The sequence below is a fragment of the Zeaxanthinibacter enoshimensis genome (genome assembly GCF_004362865.1).
GTDB classification, from domain to species: domain Bacteria; phylum Bacteroidota; class Bacteroidia; order Flavobacteriales; family Flavobacteriaceae; genus Zeaxanthinibacter; species Zeaxanthinibacter enoshimensis.
Window position 1 is genome coordinate 472975 of the sequence record NZ_SNYI01000002.1, and the last position, 17555, is coordinate 490529.

The 17555-nt window shown below is 46.1% G+C and carries 17 protein-coding genes; 12 read left to right on the forward strand and 5 right to left on the reverse strand.

All coding sequences use genetic code 11. From position 1 onward, the window contains the following. The first annotated feature begins 19 nt into the window (after positions 1–19). A complete protein-coding gene (locus CLV82_RS08325) occupies positions 20–1345 on the forward strand; it encodes an MFS transporter (RefSeq protein WP_133643854.1) in 1326 nt (441 codons plus the stop codon). Between the two features lie 34 nt (positions 1346–1379). Here the strand turns inward: CLV82_RS08325 and CLV82_RS08330 are convergent, their stop codons facing one another. Genes CLV82_RS08330 through CLV82_RS08345 form a run of 4 tightly spaced genes read right to left on the reverse strand, consistent with a single transcriptional unit; the run spans position 1380 to position 4307 of the window. Then, positions 1380–2105: a head GIN domain-containing protein gene (locus CLV82_RS08330; RefSeq protein WP_133643855.1), complete on the reverse strand. Its 726-nt coding sequence runs from the start codon at positions 2103–2105 to the stop codon at positions 1380–1382. Positions 2106–2117: 12 nt separating this feature from the next. After that, on the reverse strand, positions 2118–3209 hold the full coding sequence (locus CLV82_RS08335) for a hypothetical protein (RefSeq protein ID WP_133643856.1): 1092 nt from the start codon (positions 3207–3209) through the stop codon (positions 2118–2120). Then, a complete protein-coding gene (locus CLV82_RS08340) occupies positions 3190–3753 on the reverse strand; it encodes a hypothetical protein (protein ID WP_133643857.1) in 564 nt (187 codons plus the stop codon). The genes CLV82_RS08335 and CLV82_RS08340 overlap by 20 nt, the downstream gene beginning before the upstream one ends. Next, complete coding sequence (locus CLV82_RS08345; protein WP_243744171.1) at positions 3753–4307, reverse strand: RNA polymerase sigma factor; 555 nt, start codon at positions 4305–4307, stop codon at positions 3753–3755. The genes CLV82_RS08340 and CLV82_RS08345 overlap by 1 nt, the downstream gene beginning before the upstream one ends. A gap of 218 nt (positions 4308–4525) precedes the next feature. Between CLV82_RS08345 and lon the strand changes: the two genes are divergently transcribed. Together lon and cmk are read left to right on the forward strand one after the other, a co-directional pair. Further along, positions 4526–6976: an endopeptidase La gene (lon, locus tag CLV82_RS08350; protein WP_133643858.1), complete on the forward strand. Its 2451-nt coding sequence runs from the start codon at positions 4526–4528 to the stop codon at positions 6974–6976. 128 nt (positions 6977–7104) lie between these two features. Then, entirely contained in the window at positions 7105–7809 is a 705-nt protein-coding gene (gene cmk, locus CLV82_RS08355; RefSeq protein WP_133643859.1) for a (d)CMP kinase, read from the forward strand. A gap of 34 nt (positions 7810–7843) precedes the next feature. Here the strand turns inward: cmk and CLV82_RS08360 are convergent, their stop codons facing one another. Continuing rightward, positions 7844–8224 carry a LysM peptidoglycan-binding domain-containing protein gene (locus tag CLV82_RS08360; RefSeq protein WP_133643860.1) on the reverse strand — a complete coding sequence of 127 codons (381 nt, stop codon included), beginning with the start codon at positions 8222–8224 and terminating at the stop codon, positions 7844–7846. Between the two features lie 253 nt (positions 8225–8477). Between CLV82_RS08360 and rpsA the strand changes: the two genes are divergently transcribed. From rpsA to CLV82_RS08405, 9 genes are all read left to right on the forward strand, one after another. After that, positions 8478–10310 (forward strand): 30S ribosomal protein S1, encoded by a 1833-nt coding sequence (gene rpsA, locus CLV82_RS08365; protein WP_133643861.1) that lies wholly within the window; start codon positions 8478–8480, stop codon positions 10308–10310. 184 nt (positions 10311–10494) lie between these two features. Continuing rightward, positions 10495–11034, forward strand: a complete 540-nt coding sequence (gene pyrR / locus CLV82_RS08370) for a bifunctional pyr operon transcriptional regulator/uracil phosphoribosyltransferase PyrR (RefSeq protein WP_133643862.1) — start codon at positions 10495–10497, stop codon at positions 11032–11034. 3 nt (positions 11035–11037) lie between these two features. Then, a complete protein-coding gene (locus CLV82_RS08375) occupies positions 11038–11964 on the forward strand; it encodes an aspartate carbamoyltransferase catalytic subunit (RefSeq protein WP_133643863.1) in 927 nt (308 codons plus the stop codon). A gap of 5 nt (positions 11965–11969) precedes the next feature. Then, complete coding sequence (locus CLV82_RS08380) at positions 11970–12305, forward strand: ribonuclease Z (RefSeq protein ID WP_133643864.1); 336 nt, start codon at positions 11970–11972, stop codon at positions 12303–12305. Positions 12306–12337: 32 nt separating this feature from the next. Next, positions 12338–13243, forward strand: a complete 906-nt coding sequence (locus CLV82_RS08385) for a ribonuclease Z (protein WP_133643865.1) — start codon at positions 12338–12340, stop codon at positions 13241–13243. 131 nt (positions 13244–13374) lie between these two features. Continuing rightward, entirely contained in the window at positions 13375–14022 is a 648-nt protein-coding gene (pdxH, locus tag CLV82_RS08390) for a pyridoxamine 5'-phosphate oxidase (RefSeq protein WP_133643866.1), read from the forward strand. 43 nt (positions 14023–14065) lie between these two features. After that, on the forward strand, positions 14066–14551 hold the full coding sequence (locus tag CLV82_RS08395) for a SixA phosphatase family protein (RefSeq protein WP_133643867.1): 486 nt from the start codon (positions 14066–14068) through the stop codon (positions 14549–14551). Next, the gene (gene ppk1 / locus CLV82_RS08400) at positions 14551–16635 is read left to right on the forward strand and encodes a polyphosphate kinase 1 (protein ID WP_133643868.1); all 2085 of its coding nucleotides are present in this window, start codon (positions 14551–14553) and stop codon (positions 16633–16635) included. Before CLV82_RS08395 ends, ppk1 begins: the two co-directional genes overlap by 1 nt. A gap of 11 nt (positions 16636–16646) precedes the next feature. Further along, positions 16647–17555: a Ppx/GppA phosphatase family protein gene (locus tag CLV82_RS08405; protein WP_133643869.1), complete on the forward strand. Its 909-nt coding sequence runs from the start codon at positions 16647–16649 to the stop codon at positions 17553–17555.

Sequence of the window (17555 nt, forward strand, 5' to 3'; positions counted from 1 at the left end):
AAAAAGAAACGGTTTTTTTATGGTACAGGTACTGGCTGTTAAAGGCAGCAGGAAATTACTGAACGCATGGGCGTTTTACGATTGGGCCAACTCGGTTTACAGCCTGGTGATCTCCTCCACCATCTTCCCTCTTTTTTACGGCGCCCTCTTCCGGGTGGCTGGGATAGAACAGGTATATATTTTCGGGGGTTATATCGCCAGGGCTCCCCTGATCAGCTATATAACTTCAGCAGCTTTTCTCTTTATTGCGATCATCACCCCTTTTATTGCCGGGATCTCGGATTACCTGGGTAATAAGAAAGGCTTTATGAAATTCTTCTGTTACCTCGGCGGCGCTTCCTGCATCGGTCTTTATTGGTTTTCACTCGATAATATCTACCTGGGGCTACTCTGCTACTTCCTGGGTCTCACAGGCTTCTGGGTCAGTTTTGCCATCAACAATTCTTACCTGCCCGATATCGCTTTTCCTGAACAACAAGACCGGGTCAGTGCAAAAGGTTTTTCCCTGGGCTATATAGGTAGTGTGATCCTCTTGTTGTTCAACTTGGGAATGGTGATGAATCCCTCTGTTTTCGGGATAACAGAAAGCGGGGGTGAAGCAGCCGAACTGGTTGCCATGAGGTACAGCTTTATCTCTGTAGGAGTGTGGTGGATCCTGTTCAGTCAATATTCATTCTATCACCTGCCAAAAGGCAATAAGAGGGAAGGTCCGCGCCGTCATGTACTGCTAAACGGGTTCAGGGAACTGCGAAGCGTTTGGAGACAGTTACAGGACTTGGGCGAACTTAAGAGGTATCTCCTTGCATTCTTTATCTACAGTATGGCGGTCCAGACCGTAATGCTTATCGCGGCTTATTTCGGTGAAGAAGAGGTAGCGTGGGGCTCGGATTCGGAGCGAACCACTGGACTGATAGTAAGTATACTGGTTATTCAGCTGGTGGCTATCATCGGTGCCAGTCTTACGGCATGGGCTTCAAGAATATTGGGAAATATCCGAACCCTGGTGATCATCAACGGGCTTTGGGTTATTATCTGTATCTATGCCTATTTCGTGGTCAGTCCCATCGAATTCTACCTTGCTGCAGGTTTTGTCGGCCTGGTCATGGGGAGTATACAAGCCCTTTCCCGTTCCACTTATTCCAAATTTCTTCCGGAAACCAAGGATACGGCATCATTTTTCAGCTTTTACGACGTGGCGGAGAAGATCGGGATCGTGATCGGGACACTGCTCTACGGAATGGTCGCCCAGCTTACAGGCAGCATGCGGAATGCTTCTGTCTTCCTGGCGCTGTTCTTTATTTCCGGCCTTATCCTGTTGCTGCGGGTTCATAAAAAAGCCCCCTGAGAAGGAGGCTTTACATATTGTGCGATGGCTGGGATCAAGCTTTGGTGATCTCTCCTGAACCGGATTTTTTACTGTCGATCTTCTTGGGATTTCCTTTATAATGAATATCACCGGAGCCGCTTACATTGGCCTTCAGGGATTTGGTTGCCATAACATTCACATCGGCAGAACCAGAAACCTGTACTTCAACATCTTCAGCGTCGAGATCAAAAGCATCGAGGTCCCCGGATCCGGACATCCGGATCTCCAGTTCTTTAGTCTTACCCTTCAGGCTGATGTTTCCTGAACCGGATACATTTGCCTTGACTTTATCTGACTCCACCTCCAGTGCTATATCCCCCGAACCTGAAACCGCTGTTTCAAGTCGGTCTGATTTCAAGACCGTCCGACTGCTTACATCGCCCGACCCGGAAAGGCTGATGGCTTCGATCTGTTCAACCGGGATGGTAACCACGATCCCATCTTTCCATTTGGAAGGTTTAAGGTTAACTCCTTTTTTTTCTTTTACTGTCAATTTCCCACGATCGACCTCTGTTTCTACATACTCCAGCAGGTTTTCCTCACCCTTCAGTGTAATCTCACCTTCACGCCCATTAACTAATATTACATCAAACCAACCCGCTACAGCGATCTCCTCGTATTCCGCGGTTTCCCGCTCCTGGGTGATCACATTGCCGTTGCCCTTGATCTTCTTGCCCCATTGGGCCTGCAGCCCGTAGCTCATACATAGCAACAGGGCTAATAGTACTATTCTTTTCATTTCGTCAGTTGATTAATTTTTATACAAGCGGATGCCGCCATAACTACTATTAATATAAACCTTTTTTCCGTCCGAATTACTGCCGTAACGACCTTTGTAGTATTTAGAGACGGATTCTATTTTCCGGATATCGGTTTCCATTTCATCTAACCCCTTAACATCCGCATATTGTGCAGAGATCTCGAAGCTGAAGTTATACTGGGGGGCATATCCTACCTTGACACCAGTATAATCGGAATCGATGGTTAGGTTCCCCGCGTCTGCGGCCATGCGGTCTATAGAGATCCCGCCGTAATCAGCATTGATATCCACATTCCCGTGAACTGTTCCCAGGGCGATGTCTATGTAATCACCGCTTCCTTTTACATTATTCATTTCTTTGACTTCCAGGTGGCCGTAGTCACAGCTGTATTCCAGGTTTTCCATAGTGCCCACCGAAGCATTGGTATAGTCTGCATTCAGTTGCAGGTCACCGGCTTTCTCAATGGTGAACCCGGAATAATCTGCAGAGATGGATCCGCTGTTCATATAGCCGATGGTTGATTTGGAAGTATAATCAAAAGACAACTGGTTACTGCGGCCTCTGAGTTCCCCGATGTCCAGCCTGCCGTAATCACAGCTGATCTTGGCATGCCCGTCTATGCGGTCAAGAATGATCGCACCGTAATCGTTGCTGAGGTTCACATTGTGCTTCACAGGCAACTTAATAGTGTAGTTCACCTGCATGCTCACATTCTTGTTTCCACCCCAGTTCCAGTTCCAGCCGGTTTTTCCTTTGTTGAATTTGGTTTTTGCACTGACCGTTTCTCCCGACTGCTCAAATTCCACGGATATCTCATCGAGTTTCTCCTGTACTTTCTCCTCGTTATCACCATTGGTCTTAATATGGACCTCTATGGCAATACGGTCTTCGTTCCAGGATGTCAGGACCAGGTTACCGAAACTGTTGTCCACTTTCAGGAGCCCGCTGGCCGATACCTTGAATTCTTTCTTTATGGTCTTTTCCTTGGTATGTTTGCCTTTGCGATCATGGTCATGAGCCAATAGGCTGCCCGTAGACATAATTCCAAGGACAAGTACCAGGTTAAATACTAATGTTTTCATTTTCTTCCGTATTAAAGTTTTTGATCATTTCTATTTGTTCTTGTACATCTTTCAGGAGCGCTATCCTGGTCTGGAAATTGGTGATCATCGCGCTGAGGATCAGTTTACTATTGCCGCCATTCACCAAATCCCTTTCCATTTTCGTGTAATCATCTTCCAGGATTTTTAGCTGCGCCAGGGCATCTTCGAGAACTTTATTGGTCAAAGGTGAATCTTCCGTCCTCAGTATTTTTACCTGCTCCTCGATCAGGCTGGTGAAGTAGAGATTGGTCTGTGAGATCTCCGGGGAGATCTGGGCTACCTGACTCTCCATATCCGGTTGCTGGTTAATTACCAGGAAACCGAGGGTAAGGAAAACGAGTAGCACCGCTGCAGCTGCATAAGGTTGCCACAGGCTGAACAGGGATAACCCAGATCCTTTAGGCTTTTGCCCGGCCTGTAACCTGGCCCTGAATCTTTCTTCATGCCCTGGGTCAGGCAATTCAGTATCAAACTGCCCTTCCAGGGATTTAAAGAGGTCTTCTATATATCGTTCATCTTTCATCAGTTCAGCTTTAATAATTTTTTTCTCAGGCTTTCCTTCGCCCTGGATATCGTGGTCCTGCAATTGGCATAACTGATATCCATTATGCTGCAGATCTCTTCATAATCATAACCTTCTATGAGGTGTAAGGTCAAAGAAATCCGGTAATTGTCTTTCAACCTTTGCATGGCGGCCATCACCTTTTGAGCCTTCAGTTCAGCCTCTCCATGATCAGGGACGTAACCATCATTGTCTTCGACCTTGTACAGTACCTCGTCCAGTCTTACTTCACCGGATTTTTGCTGCTTCCGGTAATAGTGAATACTCCTGTTGATCACGATTCGTTTTAACCAGGCTCCGAAGGTGACTTCTCCCCGGAAGGTGTGTAACTTGGTAAATGCCCTTAAAAACGATTCCTGCATGATATCTTCAGCGTCCTCACTTTTCTTTACAATACGTAATGCTACGTTATACATGGCTTTATAATATCGCCTGTACAGCTCCATCTGAGCAGCCTGGTCACCTTCCAGGCACAATGGCACTAACGCTTCCGTATGCATTAAAAGTTGGCTCAAAAAGTAAATGGTTTATTCAATAGATACCTGAAGTTAGGGAATGTTACAGTTTTTATGATTTATTTTTCATTTCGTGGCATAACAATTGTTTTTTGAATATAGCACACATGTCCGCATAATGGTATGTACCTTGTAGCCAGTGGGTTAAGGATGTGTTCTGGAAAAGAAAATTGATAACAAGCCAGGTCATAATGACAGAATGGCTGATAAAATAATATATGGGAGATTTTAATTTTAAAAATATAGACAATTTGTCGTTGCAGGGATTGGATGAAGATTCAGAATTAATTCCCCTTCTTACCCCGGAGGACGAGGAAGAGATGAACAATGAGGAATTGCCATCTACATTGCCTATCCTTCCGTTGAGGAATACGGTACTGTTTCCCGGGGTAGTCATCCCGATCACGGCCGGCAGGGATAAATCCATCAATTTGATCAAACATGCCAATAACGGCAGCAAGACCATCGGTGTGGTTTCCCAGAAAGACGAGGAAACCGAGGACCCGGGGGTGCGTGATATAAACACCCTGGGTACCGTAGCGAGGATCCTGAGGGTGCTGCAGATGCCCGATGGGAATACGACGGTGATCATACAGGGTAAAAAGCGGTTCGAGATCGCAGAGGTACTGACAGAGAAGCCTTATATGACGGCTACAATCCGTGAAGCTACAGAGCTCCGGCCGGAACCAGGTAACCAGGAGTTCCTGGCGATCATTGATTCTATCAAGGAGCTGGCGATACGTATTATCAGGGATAACCCCAATATCCCCAGCGAAGCTTCTTTTGCGATCAAGAACATTCAGAGTAATTCCTTCCTGATCAATTTTGTATCCTCTAACCTGAACCTGGAGGTCAAGGAAAAACAGGAGTTGTTGGAGATCAACGACCTGCAGGAGCGTGCCCTGGCTACCCTGAAGCACATGAACGTTGAATTGCAGAAACTGGAGTTGCGGAATGATATCCAGTCCAAGGTCCGCAGTGATATGGACCAGCAGCAGCGGGAGTATTTCCTCCATCAGCAGATGAAGACCATACAGGAAGAACTCGGTGGGGTCTCTTATGACGAGGAAATACAGGAGATGAAAGAACGGGCGGCCAAGAAAAAATGGCCGAAGAAAGTAGGGGAGCATTTTGACCGTGAACTGGGCAAGATGCAGCGGATGAATCCCCAGGTAGCCGAATATTCTATTCAAAGAAACTACCTTGATCTATTCCTGGACCTCCCGTGGAATAAATTTTCCAAAGACAAATTTGACCTGAAGCGGGCCCAGAAGATCCTGGACCGCGATCATTATGGACTTGAAGACGTAAAGCGCAGGATCATTGAATACCTGGCCGTTCTGAAACTACGGAACGACATGAAATCACCCATCCTCTGCTTATATGGACCTCCCGGGGTAGGGAAGACCTCCCTCGGAAAATCCGTGGCAGAAGCCTTGGGCAGGGAGTACGTGCGAATGTCTCTCGGCGGTCTGAGAGACGAGGCAGAGATCCGCGGACACCGGAAGACCTACATCGGGGCTATGCCTGGTAGAATCATCCAGAGTCTTAAGAAGGCAGGAACCTCTAACCCTGTATTTATCCTGGATGAGATCGATAAACTAGCCAGCAGTAACCAGGGAGATCCTTCCTCTGCAATGCTGGAGGTGCTGGACCCGGAACAGAACAGTGATTTTTACGACAACTTCCTGGAGATGGGCTATGACCTTTCTAAGGTAATGTTCATCGCTACGGCCAATAACCTGTCTACCATACAACCGGCCCTGAGAGATCGTATGGAGATCATTAATGTAACGGGTTATACCATAGAGGAAAAGGTTGAAATTGCAAAAAGACACTTGCTTCCCAAGCAATTGAAAGAACACGGCCTGACTGATAAAGACCTGAAGATCGGGAAGCGGCAGTTAGAAAAGATCGTTGAAGGGTATACCCGTGAATCCGGGGTGCGGTCCCTGGAGAAACAGGTGGCAAAGATGGTCCGTCATGCGGCAAAGAATATCGCCATGGATGAGGACTACAATATAAAAGTGACCAACGAGGATATTGAGAGTGTGTTAGGCCCGGCCCGGCTGGAAAGAGACAAGTATGAAAATAATGAAGTAGCAGGTGTTGTCACAGGCCTGGCCTGGACCAGTGTTGGAGGGGATATCCTTTTTATAGAGGCGATCCTGTCTAAAGGAAAGGGGAACCTTAACGTGACCGGGAACCTGGGGAAAGTGATGAAAGAGTCTGCCACCATCGCGATGGAATATATCAAATCTAATGCCGACAGCTTTGGGATCGACTCGGATGTCTTTGACAAGTACAATGTACACATCCACGTACCCGAAGGAGCTACTCCCAAAGACGGTCCAAGTGCCGGGGTCACTATGCTGACCTCCCTGGTATCCCTCTTTACCCAGAAGAAGGTGAAGAAGAGTATTGCCATGACCGGTGAGATCACCCTCAGGGGGAAGGTACTGCCGGTAGGGGGTATCAAGGAAAAGATACTTGCAGCAAAGAGAGCGCGGATCCGTGAGATCATATTGTGTGAAGAGAACCGGAAGGATGTGCTGGAGATCAAGGAAGAATATCTGAAAGGGCTTACTTTTCACTACGTCTCGGATATGAGCGAAGTAATAGACCTGGCGGTCACCAAGCAGAAGGTGAAGAACGCCAAGAAACTATAAATTAAACAGGAAGACTGGAATAACAGGCCCGTTGTAAAGCAGCGGGTCTTTTATTTCAAAACCGGTTCGAGTTCAGAAAAACAGCAATGGTTACCGGGCCTTCCATCTTTTCTATATATTTTTAGCCGATGAAAAAAATCACGGTTGCCATAGATGGCTTTTCTTCTACCGGAAAAAGTACCCTTGCCAAACAATTGGCAAAAGCATTGGGGTATGTTTACGTGGACACCGGAGCCATGTACAGGGCAGTTACCCTCTTTGCGTTGCGGAACGGTTTTGTCGGGGGCGAGCAGAATAATATGAGCGCTTTGGTAAAACTACTGCCGAAGATCCGGTTGAAATTCAAATTCAACCAGGAACTGGGATATGCGGAAATATACCTGAACGGGGAAAATGTGGAAAACGAGATACGGACCCTGGAGGTTTCCAGGTATGTAAGCCAGGTGGCTGCCATAGAGGAAGTTCGCTTTAAACTTGTGGATCTCCAGAAACAAATGGGAAAGGACAAGGGGATAGTTATGGACGGCCGGGATATCGGAACCGTAGTTTTTCCGGATGCAGAGCTTAAAGTATTTATGACTGCTTCCCCAGAGGTACGCGCTAACCGCAGGTATAAAGAGTTATTGGAAAAGGGAGACCAGGTGAATTTCGAGGAAGTGTTGCAAAATGTAAAAGAAAGGGATTATATCGATTCTAACCGGGAATTCTCACCCCTGAAAAAGGCACAAGACGCGATTGAATTTGATAATGGCGATATGGGAAGGAAAGAGCAGTTTGAACGAATTTATAATTACGCGCTCCGCGTGATCGAGAAAATAAATAAGGACGCCTGAGAGGCGTCCTTTGTTCTTTAAAAGAAGTAGACCTCTATACCTTTGGGATCACCAATACCTGGTCCGGGTAAATGACATCCGGGTTGTTCAGGATGCTGGTATTCGCCGAAAATATCTCTTTATACTTCATGGCGTCCCCGTAATAATGCTTAGCGATCTTACTGAGAGACTCACCGCTTTTAACCACGTGGCGGTGGTATACAGAATCGTCTTCAACAGTGATATTCGCTTTGATGTCTGATGGTTTTTCGCCACCGATCTCCTTGATTTTATCCCAGATAAGGTCTTTTTCGTACTGTGTCTGTGCCATCCCTTTAACTTTAAGGGTTCCTCCTTCTTCAGTAACGTTTCCGTCTTTGATTCCCAATCTTTCTCCAAGATCAAGAACTGGTTGGTATTTCGCTTTTACACTCATGAACCTAACTTTTATAATTAATAATGTTCTAAGATACGAAATCCGTGACCTGCACGGCGATCATTCCTGATGTTTTATGCGCTTAATAACAATCAAAAATTGTTTGTAATACAAATATTTAGTTGTATTTTTGCACACCTTTTTCAGCAAAGCATCAAGAGGAATTGGGTACTGAAAAATATTTTATACAAATAACTTCTGCGTTTATTGCTTAACTCTTGTAACAGCGTGGGATACAAATTTAAATCAGCAAATGGCTGAAGAAAAAAACACAGCGACTGTAGATGAAACTGCAGGAGCAGAAGAAACTAAAAAAGCGACTCCCCAGAAGGATCAGAAAGAATTTCTTGAAAATTTTGATTGGGACAAGTACGAAGAGGGAATTGAGCGTGTAGACGAGTCCAAACTGGAGGAGTTTGAAAAGCTGGTTGCCGAAAACTTCGTTGACACAGCAGATGAAGAGGTTGTTGAAGGAACGGTAACTTACCTGACAGACCGTGAAGCAATCATCGACATCAACGCGAAGTCTGAAGGTGTTATCTCACTGAACGAATTCAGGTACAATCCTGATCTTAAAGTGGGCGATAAAGTAGAAGTACTTATCGACATCCGTGAAGATAAGAGCGGACAGTTGGTTCTTTCTCACCGTAAAGCCAGGACTATCAAGGCCTGGGAGCGTGTGAATGAAGCCCACGATAAAGAAGAAGTAGTTAACGGTTACGTTAAGTGCAGAACTAAAGGAGGTATGATCGTTGACGTATTCGGTATCGAAGCGTTCCTTCCAGGTTCTCAGATCGACGTTAAACCAATCCGTGATTACGACCAGTACGTTGGAAAGACTATGGAGTTCAAAGTGGTTAAGATCAACCACGAATTCAAGAACGTAGTTGTTTCTCACAAAGCACTGATCGAGGCGGATATCGAAGAGCAGAAAAAAGAGATCATCAGCCAGCTTGAAAAAGGCCAGGTTCTTGAAGGTGTTGTTAAGAATATCACTTCTTACGGTGTATTCATCGACCTTGGTGGTGTTGACGGTCTGGTTCACATCACGGATCTTTCATGGAGCCGTATCAACCACCCGAACGAGGTTGTTGAACTGGATCAGAAACTGAACGTGGTTATTCTGGACTTTGATGACAATAAATCAAGGATACAGCTTGGATTGAAGCAGCTGGAGAAGCACCCATGGGATGCTCTTGGCGATGAGATTAAAGTTGGAGATAAAGTAAAAGGAAAAGTAGTTGTGATCGCAGATTACGGTGCATTCCTTGAAGTGGCTGAAGGAGTTGAAGGTCTGATCCACGTTTCTGAAATGTCTTGGTCTACGCACCTGCGTTCTGCCCAGGATTTCGTGAAAGTTGGTGATGAGCTGGAAGCTGTTGTACTTACCCTGGACCGCGAGGATCGCAAAATGTCTCTAGGTATCAAGCAACTTTCTCCGGATCCATGGACTGATATCACTACCAAGTACCCAGTAGGTTCCAAGCATAAAGGAATCGTTCGTAACTTCACCAACTTTGGTGTATTCGTAGAACTGGAAGAAGGTATTGATGGATTGATCTACATCTCTGATCTGTCCTGGACTAAGAAGATCAAGCACCCATCAGAATTTGTAGCCGTAGGGGATACCCTGGAGGTAGAAGTTCTGGAACTGGATGTTGACGGTCGTAAGCTTAGCCTGGGTCACAAGCAGACCACGGAGAATCCTTGGGATAAGTACGAAGAGGAGTACGGACTGGATACAGTTCACACCGCTTCTATCTCCGAGATGGTAGACAAAGGTGCTATCATTGAATTCAATGAAGACATCACTGCTTTTGTTCCACAGCGTCACCTTGAGAAAGAGGACGGGAAGAAACTTGGCAAAGGTGAAGAAGCAGAATTCAAGATCATCGAGTTCAACAAGGAGTTCAAGAGAGTAGTTGCCAGTCATACTGCAATCTTTAAAGAAGAAGAGCAACGCAATGTAAAAGCTGCCAAGAAAAAGGCTGCTGCACAGGCTGAAGAATCCAAGCCAACCCTTGGAGATGCCAACGAGCAATTGCAGGCGTTGAAGGATAAAATGGAAGCTGGTAAGAAAAAATAGTTTTCATTCCGATAATTAAATTCACCCTGAGGTGAATGCTAAGACCCCGGCAGCAATGCCGGGGTCTTTATTTTTATGGCCTTGCCCGGTGCTGATTCTTACATGATTATTCTATAGCACAGCCTCCTTATTATTAGGGATAATTCGCTATTTTTGTCCTCATAAGCGCAGGATCAACCCACCTATGAGCCAAAAAGTTTTGCTTTCTTCCAAAGAGATCAACATCATACTGCACAGACTGGCTTGTCAATTATTAGAAAATCATACGGATTTTAAAGACACCGCACTCATCGGGATGCAACCCAGGGGAATTTACCTCGCCAACCGGTTGAAAAAAATCCTTATTGAAGAATACGGGGTCAAAAAAATAGATCTTGGATTCCTTGACATCACCTTTTACCGGGATGATTTCAGGCGGAGTGACAAGCCGCTGGAGGCCAACAGCACAAAAATGGATTTCCTGGTAGAGAACAAGAAGGTGGTGCTCATTGATGACGTGCTGTATACCGGGCGTAGCATACGCGCAGCGCTTACAGCAATACAATCCTTTGGCAGACCTGCCGAAATAGAATTGCTGGTGCTCATAGACCGGCGTTTCAGCAGGCATTTACCCATCCAGCCCAATTATCGGGGCAGGCAGGTAGATGCGATCAACCAAGAGAAGGTTAAAGTTCACTGGAAAGAAAATGAAGGGGAAGATATTATCTACCTGGTAAATAAATAGCTCATGGCAGAATTAAGTGTAAAACACTTGTTGGGAATCAAATATCTTAATGAAGCAGATATTGACCTGATCTTTGAAACTGCCGATCACTTCAAGGAAGTGATCAACCGATCCATCAAGAAAGTTCCTTCGCTCAGAGACATCACGATTGCCAATATCTTTTTTGAAAACAGTACCAGGACCAAACTCTCCTTTGAACTTGCTGAAAAACGACTCTCTGCCGACGTTATCAATTTCTCGGCCGGGCAGTCATCCGTAAAAAAAGGTGAGACCCTGATCGACACCGTTAACAATATCCTCTCGATGAAGGTTGATATGGTGGTGATGAGACATCCTAATCCGGGTGCCGGGATCTTCCTTTCCAAACATGTAAACGCCTCTATTGTGAATGCGGGGGACGGTGCGCATGAACATCCTACCCAGGCACTGCTGGATTCCTATTCAATACGGGAAAAACTTGGTGATGTTGCGGGTAAAAAAGTGGTCATCGTCGGGGATATCCTTCATTCCAGGGTAGCGCTCTCTAATATATTTGCCCTGAAATTACAGGGAGCCGAAGTGAAGGTCTGCGGGCCTCACACCCTTATCCCGAAGTATATAGAAACCCTGGGGGTTACGGTGGAAAATGACCTTCGAAAAGCACTTAACTGGTGCGATGTGGCCAATATGCTGCGCATCCAGAACGAGCGTATGGAGATCAGTTATTTCCCTACTACGCGCGAGTACACCCAGCAGTATGGGTTGAACAAGAAAATACTGGACAGCCTGGACAAGGAGATCGTGGTTATGCATCCCGGGCCTATCAACAGGGGAGTGGAGATCACCAGTGATGTTGCAGATTCCAAGCAGTCCATTATCCTGAACCAGGTAGAGAACGGGGTTGCGATCCGCATGGCCGTGATCTACTTATTAGCATCCAAAATTAAATAAGAACTATGATCTTTGATAAAGACGGCCAAACGGCCATTCTATTCCAGGAAAATGTATCGCTGCAAAAATTCCTTGAGAACCTGAAAGAGGGCTATGACAAGATCAAGAACGATAATATCATCGTTAACCTGACATCTTTTTCACGGCTCACCGCTGAGGATCTTCCTCTTTTTCTCGAGCTTTCCGATATGCACAGGGAAAAGGGTAAATCTTTTGTCATCGTGACGGAACAGGTGACATTTGACGATATTCCGGATGAACTAGTGGTAGTACCAACCCTGCGTGAGGCAAATGACCTTATCGAGATGGACGAGATAGAAAGGGACCTGGACCTGGAATAGGCCTGCTGCCCGGCTCCTTAAAGGACTTATCTATGAAAGTACATATCCTGGGCTGTTACGCAGCCACCCCCCGTACTCTTACGAATCCAACTGCCCAGGTACTGGAGATCAAGAACCATCTCTTCCTTATCGACTGTGGGGAGGGTACCCAGGTAGAATTGAGAAGGCAGAAGATCCGCTTTTCCCGGATTAATCACATCTTTATTTCCCACCTGCACGGGGATCACTTTTTTGGGCTGCCGGGACTTGTAGCATCTTTCCGGTTGTTAGGGCGTCAGAAGGCATTGCACATTTATGGTCCTAAAGGGTTAAAGGAAGCTATCACCCTTTTGCTTAAGCTGGGAAATTCCTGGACGAATTACCCCCTTCTCTTCCATGAGCTGGTGGAAGATCAGCCGGTCACCCTCTATGAAGATGAGGTCGTCTCTGTGGATACCATACCCCTGGACCACCGGATTTATACCAATGGATTCCTTTTCCGGGAAAAACCCTCACCCCGGAAACTGAACGTAGAGGCCACCCGGAAATACAGGATTCCTAAAGAGTATTTCCAGTTAATTAAACAAGGTAATAACTACGAGCTTGAAGATGGAACCCTTATAAGCAACCGCGAACTGACCCTGGATCCTCCTGCGCCCATGAGCTATGCCTATTGCAGTGATACAGCTTTTAATCCTCGTATAGTGCCGCAGATCAGTGGAGTACAGGTTCTTTACCACGAATCTACCTTCCTGCGGACGGAGCATCAGCTTGCTCTTAAAACAGGTCATTCCACGGCAGCCGAGGCTGCAGAAATAGCCAGGCAGGCAGGTGTGGCACATCTGATCCTGGGGCATTATTCAACCCGGTACCGGGATATTGAGAAATTCAGGCAGGAAGCACAAACAGTTTTCCCCGAAGTTCTTCTGGCTGAGGATGGGAAATCATTCGAATTCTAAGTACCCCGGAAATCGTTCTCCCGCAGCCACGGAAATTCCTTATTTAGCCGCAATAAAATATTGCAGCTGGCCCCCCTGAGATATCCTTTGTTTTCCCAACTTTGCTTATCTTGTTTTTCTAAAATACGTTAATGGCAAAAGATCTCAGATCTTACAGGAAATCATACGAAAAAAGTGCCCTGGTCGAGGAAACGGCAGGTATGGATCCTTTTCAATTGTTCAAGCGGTGGTTCACGGAATTGGAAGAATCCGGGACCGTGGAAGAGCTCAATACCATGACGCTGGTGACCCTTGGGGTAGATGGCTTTCCAAAAGGAAGGGTAGTGCTGCTAAAGGAGTTTTCGGATAAAGGTTTTGTTTTTTACACGAATTATAAGAGTGAAAAGGGACAGGCCATCGCCGCCAATCCCCGGGTTGGGATCTCCTTTTTCTGGCCCACCATGGAAAGACAGGTAATCATAAAAGGAAAAGCTTCTAAGGTTGATTCTTCCGACTCAGATGCCTATTTTAACAGCAGGCCTCTCGGCAGCCGGCTAGGTGCCATAGTGTCTGCGCAAAGTAAGACCATCCCCTCGCGGGAAGATCTGGAAAACCGGTTGAAAGAGCTGGAAGAAACCCTGCCGGCGGAAGAGGTGAGCAGACCGGAGTACTGGGGCGGATACAGGGTAATCCCGGAAAGTATGGAATTTTGGCAAGGGCGTCCTAACCGTCTTCACGACAGGCTTCTCTACACCCTGGAACCTGGTGATAATTGGGGTCGGGTGCGCTTGTCTCCTTGATGAATTACCAAGGAGCTTAATCAACAACACAAAGAACTGGAAAATGAAAAACTTAATATTTGTACGTCATGGGAAATCGGCATGGAATTATGACGTAAACGATAAAGACCGGCCGCTAAAGGAGCGGGGAATCAATGATGGCTTGCTCGTTTCGGGTAAGTTTAAAACTCTCGGGATAACGCCCGATGCCATATATTCGAGTCCCGCCAACCGCGCTTTGCACACTTGTACCATCTTCCTTCGGAAACTGAAATACGACCTGGAGAAATTCAGGTTAAGCGAGGATCTTTACGAGTTTTCGGGTGAGGGGGTAATGGAATTTGTTCATAATCTCGATGATTCCCTGGAAACTGTTATGATCTTCGGCCATAATTACGCTTTTACGAACGTAGTGAACCAATGGGGCAGTGAATCCATCGATAACGTTCCGACTACGGGCCTGGTACATTTGCAGTTTGATATCGATTTCTGGAAATCGGCAAAGCAAGGCAAAACCGTGCGTACCATCTTCCCAAAACATTTAAAATAATGCAGAGAAGCAAAAACCAATACATTAACAGGGAAATAAGCTGGCTGCGATTTAATGAAAGAGTTCTGCAGGAATGTGCAGATAAGAATGTTCCCCTGATAGAAAGACTCAGGTTCCTGGGTATATTTTCCAACAACCTTGACGAATTTTTCAAAGTGCGATATGCCACAGTGAAACGTATTGCAGAATCTGGTAAATCCGGGAAAAGTGAGCTGGGTGGCGAGAAGGCCAAAGATCTCCTGGAACAGATCACCCAGATCGTGATCAGGCAGCAGAGCAAGAGCCTGGAGATCCTGAAGGATATAGAGGAAGAGCTGGAAACAGAAAACATTTTCCTGATCAATGAGACCGAGATCAATGGTAAGCAGGAAGCCTTTGTTCGGAATTACTTTACACAGAGTATCAGTCCACAGCTGATGACCATTATCCTGAATGATCTTGCCCAATTCCCCATGCTTAAGGATACGGCTGCATACCTGGCCGTAAAAATGGTCCTGAAGAATGGGGATAAGATTCCAAAAGTAAAAGGAAAGAAAGAAAAGCGATATGCGCTAATCGAGATCCCGAAGGGAATAGACCGATTTATTGTTCTGCCCAAAGATGGGGATAAGAACTATATCATCATGCTGGATGACGTGATCCGTTATTGCCTGGATGGTATTTTCACCATGTTCGACTATAAATCCATCTCGGCCCACATGATCAAAATTACACGGGATGCCGAACTGGATATAGACAACGACCTGAGTAAAAGCTTCATCGAGAAGATCTCATCCAGCGTAGAGCACAGGAAAATAGGTGACCCTGTAAGATTCGTTTACGATAAGAGTATAGCCGAAGACACCTTTGATTTCCTCATCAAGAAGATGGGAATAGAAGAGACCGACAGTCTTATCCCCGGGGGGCGTTACCACAACCGGCGGGATTATATGGGATTCCCGAGTCTTGGACGTGAAGACCTGCTATACCCCAAGATCCGTCCATTACCGGTCAAGGGTCTCAGCCTGGAAGGAAGTTTGCTGGAGGATATCGCTAAAAAGGATTATCTGCAGTATGCTCCCTACCATACCTTCTCTTACGTCATTAAGTTCTTGAGGGAAGCTGCCCTGGATCCATTGGTCAAGAATATCAAAATTACGGTCTATCGCCTGGCAGATAATTCCCAGGTGACCGCCTCGCTCATCAACGCCGTGAAGAACGGGAAACAGGTAACCGTACAGATAGAGCTGCAGGCCCGGTTTGATGAACAGGCCAACATTAAATACGCAGAACAATTACAGGCAGAAGGGGTAAAATTAATTTTCGGGGTTCCGGGGTTGAAAGTACACAGTAAGATCTGTCTTATTGAGAGGCTGGAGGGTAAGAACCTAAAGCACTACGGGTTTATAAGCACGGGTAACTTTAACGAATCTACCGCGCGTATCTATACCGATTATACCTTATTTACAGCCAATGGAGCCATTCTGAAAGAACTGAGCAAGGTGTTCGACTTCTTTGAAACTACCTATAAGATCCATAAGTATAAACACCTTATTGTTTCGCCGCATTATACACGTCGTAATTTTGAACGTTTTATACGCAAGGAGATCGCTAATGCCAAAGCCGGGAAAGAAGCATATATCAAGATAAAGATGAATTCCTTTACCTCCTACCAGATGGTGGATAAACTCTACGAGGCCAGCAGGGCAGGGGTGAAGATTCAACTGATCATCCGCGGAATTTGCTGCCTTATACCCGGAATAAAAGGGATGAGCGAGAATATCGAGGCCATCAGTGTGGTGGATAAGTTCTTAGAGCATCCCAGGTTATTTATTTTTGGAAATGACGGGGATCCCAAGGTTTTTATCTCCTCGGCGGACTGGATGACCAGGAACCTGGACAACCGGGTAGAAGTTGGCGTTCCGATCTACGATGAAGATATTAAACAGGAACTTATCGATACTTTTGAGATCTCCTGGAGTGATAACGTAAAGGCCAGGGTTTTCAATGCTTCACAGGATAATACCTACCGGGAAAATCACCTGCCCTCTGTACGCTCTCAATTTGCCACTTATGACTATTACCTGAAAAAACTGGACTCGTAAAAACCCTGGGATTGAAGATTCGGAAATTTGCTGCTATAGACATTGGTTCCAACGCCATCCGGCTTTTGGTTCACAATGTAATTGAACAAGACAAGCAGGAAACCCAGTTCAGGAAAAGTTCCCTGATAAGGGTTCCTGTCAGGTTGGGGGAGGATACTTTCACCCTGGGCGAAATATCGGCGAGAAATACCGAAAGGATGCTGGAAACCATGAAGGCTTTTAAGCACCTGATGTCTGTCATGGGGGTAGAGAAATATATGGCCTGTGCCACCTCGGCAATGCGAGAAGCCAGGAACGGGAAGAAGATCATCAAACGTATCAGGGAAGAGTCCGGGGTAGAGGTGGAGATTATCGATGGGAAGAAAGAGGCCGCTATAATTGCCAATACAGACCTGCAGCAATTACTGCAGGAAGACCAGGCTTACCTGTATATAGATGTGGGTGGAGGTAGCACCGAATTTACGCTCCTGAGTGGAGCTACTCCTAAGATATCCCGCTCCTTTAAAGTTGGAACGGTGAGACTTCTGAACGGGATGGTAGAGGATGCGCACTGGGAGGAGATCAGGAAATGGATCCAGAAGCACGTTACACCCTTGCAGAATGTACAGATTATCGGCTCCGGTGGCAATATCAATAAGCTCCATAAGATGTCGGGTCGCAAAATGGGTGTGCCCTTGTCCTATATCTGGCTGCATTCCCAGTACCAGTACCTGCAATCCATGAGTTATGAAGATCGTATCATTCAGCTGGGACTGAACCCGGACCGGGCGGATGTGATCATCCCGGCGACCAGGATCTTTTTACTGGCTGCTAAATGGAGTGGGGCCAAGAAGATACACGTACCTAAGGTAGGGCTCTCTGACGGCATCATTAAAACACTTTATTACACGGAGCAAACTACAACTACCCGGCACTCTTAA